3 protein-coding genes and 1 pseudogene are annotated in these 2,780 nt (G+C 58.1%); 3 read left to right on the top strand and 1 reads right to left on the bottom strand.

Annotated features, from left to right (window positions below; genetic code table 11):
* Window positions 1-651 (top strand): GTPase HflX (gene hflX / locus V6C07_RS08300; protein ID WP_333535922.1); only part of this gene is annotated, 651 nt, incomplete at its 5' end.
* A gap of 191 nt (window positions 652-842) precedes the next feature.
* Here the strand turns inward: hflX and V6C07_RS08295 are convergent.
* Window positions 843-1,535 carry a hypothetical protein gene (locus V6C07_RS08295; protein WP_333535920.1) on the bottom strand — a complete coding sequence of 231 codons (693 nt, stop codon included), beginning with the start codon at window positions 1,533-1,535 and terminating at the stop codon, window positions 843-845.
* A 184-nt stretch (window positions 1,536-1,719) separates the two neighbouring features.
* Here V6C07_RS08295 and rfbF point away from each other — a divergent pair, with 184 nt between their 5' ends.
* Complete coding sequence (gene rfbF / locus V6C07_RS08290; protein WP_333535918.1) at window positions 1,720-2,484, top strand: glucose-1-phosphate cytidylyltransferase; 765 nt, start codon at window positions 1,720-1,722, stop codon at window positions 2,482-2,484.
* Window positions 2,485-2,616: 132 nt separating this feature from the next.
* A pseudogene (locus V6C07_RS08285) lies at window positions 2,617-2,780 on the top strand (CDP-glucose 4,6-dehydratase); the annotation flags it as partial.

Raw genomic sequence — 2,780 nt, 5'->3', positions numbered from 1 at the left:
CTCGAGACCGACCGTCGCAAGATACGCGAACGCATGGCCCGCATCCGCAAAGACCTTGAGCGTTTGCGCCGTCAGCGCGCCTTCACCCGTGACCGCCGCTCACGTCAGGGCATTCCCCTGGCCGCGCTGGTGGGCTATACCAATGCGGGCAAATCCACCCTGCTCAACACGCTCACCCGCTCTGAAGTGCTGGTGGAAAACAAGCTTTTTGCCACGCTTGATCCCACCACGCGGCGTTTGCGCTTTCCCGCCGAAAAAGAGCTTATTCTGGCGGACACCGTGGGTTTTATCCGCAATCTGCCCAAAGAACTGATGGACGCTTTTCGCGCCACCCTCGAAGAACTGGAAGCAGCCCACCTGCTTTTGCACGTGGCCGATGCCTCTCACCCGGACCTTTTGCAGCAGATCAGCGCCGTTGAAACCATTCTGTCCGAAATGGAGCTTGATCGCATGCCCCGCCTGCTCATCCTGAACAAATGGGATCAGCTTGAGGTTCCCGCACGGGCCGAACTGGCCGACGCTTTTCCCCATGCCCTGCCCGTGGCCGCCAAAACCGGCGAAGGCTGCAAGGCACTGCTCGAACAGCTTGAAATGCGCCTGCTGCATCAGGCCGCCACTATCGTGACCGAAATATCCCCCAGCCTGAATTAGGGCAATCTCAAAGTGAAAATGCTCGAAAAAACAGCGCATGCCGGGGATTGCACCACCGGCATGCGCTTGATACGTATCAGCGGGGAACAGGACTCCGCAAGCCTTTCGGGCAACGGCTGAAGCTGCGCTTGCATCTTTGCGGCGGGCGACTGCTTACGCAGCCGTCCGAGCAATTTAAAAGTTAAATTGCTCTAGAGCCTGCTTACGCCCTGGTTGTTTCCAGCCCTGTTGTCCTGACCCGGAGCAGTTTTTTCAGGTGCGGGCTTGGGGGTTGCGGGCTTCTGGGGGGCGGGCTTTCCCGGCGCCGCACCGCCAGAGGCGGGATCGGCAGCATACTGCCGGGCCGTGCTTTCCATAACAGCCTGCCCCACCACCAGCCATTTTTCGCCAACCTTGCGCAGCGCAAGCCAGCTTGTCATGCGGGCAGGCGTTGTCACCTGGGCCACGGCGGCATTAGGGCCGATTTCCGTCACCTTGGCAGAACTCAGGCTTTCCGGAACCCAGGGGCAATCAGGCGTCTGCGCCTCGCGGCACTGGGCCACCATCTCCCCGGTGCTTACGCCACGGTTGAAATGGCCCTGAAGGCGTGCCTCCATATCCACTATGCTGCCGATCAACTGGTCCATGCCGCCGATGCCCAGCGAACGTCCCAGATTGTCCAACAGCCCCAGTGGGGCGTCTTCACGGGTCATGTTTTTCACTTCATTGGCCGCAAAGCTTTTAAGGTCAACCTGGGCCAGAAAGGTTGCACTGTCATTTTTTTTCAGGGCTTCTGCCATATCTTTCAAAGTTTTCTGCGGGCCGGACGTAATGCAGGCAGCCAACAGACCGGCCATGATCAGAATCAGCGGTAGAAAACGGAAGGAACCTTTGTCTTTTTTCATATATACCTCTTGGTAAAGGCGAGACATGCGTACAAGCGCTGTAATTTCTTATACCCCTTCACACGCGCCGATGCAAAGGGAAGCCGGGGCGGCGGGGCTTTTTTTCCTCACGGCGTTCTGCTACACATGGGCCACACGCGGCGCACGGCATTGGGCCTGAGGCGCGGCGTCAGGAGGCACTTACATGAAAGTCATTATTATGTGTGGCGGCAAGGGAACGCGCCTGCGCGAAGAAACCTCGGTCAAACCCAAACCTATGGTTGAGATTGGCGGGCGGCCCGTGCTGTGGCACATCATGTCCATCTACGCGCGTTTCGGCTTCAAGGATTTTGTGCTGCCCCTGGGCTACAAGGGCCAGGTCATAAAGCAATACTTCCACGACTATAACATCCGCAACACGGATTTTACCGTGGACCTGAAGAGCGGGACCATCACCACATATCCCAGCCATATAGAAGACTGGCGCGTCACCCTGTGCGATACCGGCGAAGAAACCCTCAAGGGCGGACGCCTCAAGCGCGTGGCGAAGTATATTGACACCGACCATTTCATGGTCACTTATGGCGACGGCGTGGCGGACATTGACCTGAGCAAGCTGATCGAATTTCACAAGCAGTCCGGCAGCATCGGAACATTCACAGGCGTGCGCATGCCCTCCCGCTTCGGCACGGTGCGCACCGATGATCAGGGCAAGATACTGTCCTGGGAAGAAAAACCCGTGCTGGATGAATACATCAACTGCGGTTTCTTTGTTTTCAAGCGCGAGTTTCTGGATTACCTCAGCGAAGATGAAAGCTGCGACCTTGAAAAGGAACCCATGCAGCGGCTGGCGGAAGAAGGGCAACTTTCCATGTATCCGCATCCCGGCCAGTGGCAGTGCATGGATACCCTGCGCGACTCCATAAAACTCAACGAAATGTGGGATTCCGGCCGCGCGTTCTGGGTATAAACCCTCTTGACGTGCAAGCGGCGCTGCCTGCATGGCCCACCGGGCTGTGCAGGCCCCCGCACCCGGCCTGTCCTGCGCTGCATATGCGCGGCTGCGCGCGGATGCAGCAAGAAATTATTGTGAGGAACACATATGTTTGCCAATGCATATAAGGGACGCCGGGTTTTCGTAACCGGGCATACGGGCTTCAAAGGCTCCTGGATGGCCGCATGGCTGAGCCAGCTCGGCGCTGTGGTGGGCGGCTTTTCCGACGAGGTACCCACCGAACCTTCGCACTATGCGGCCATGAACCTGGG

This window comes from Desulfovibrio sp. 1214_IL3152, assembly GCF_036763055.1.
In the GTDB taxonomy this organism is placed as follows: domain Bacteria; phylum Desulfobacterota; class Desulfovibrionia; order Desulfovibrionales; family Desulfovibrionaceae; genus Desulfovibrio.
The sequence above is the reverse complement of the archived record's forward strand: the minus strand, read 5'-3'. Positions and strand labels throughout refer to the sequence as shown.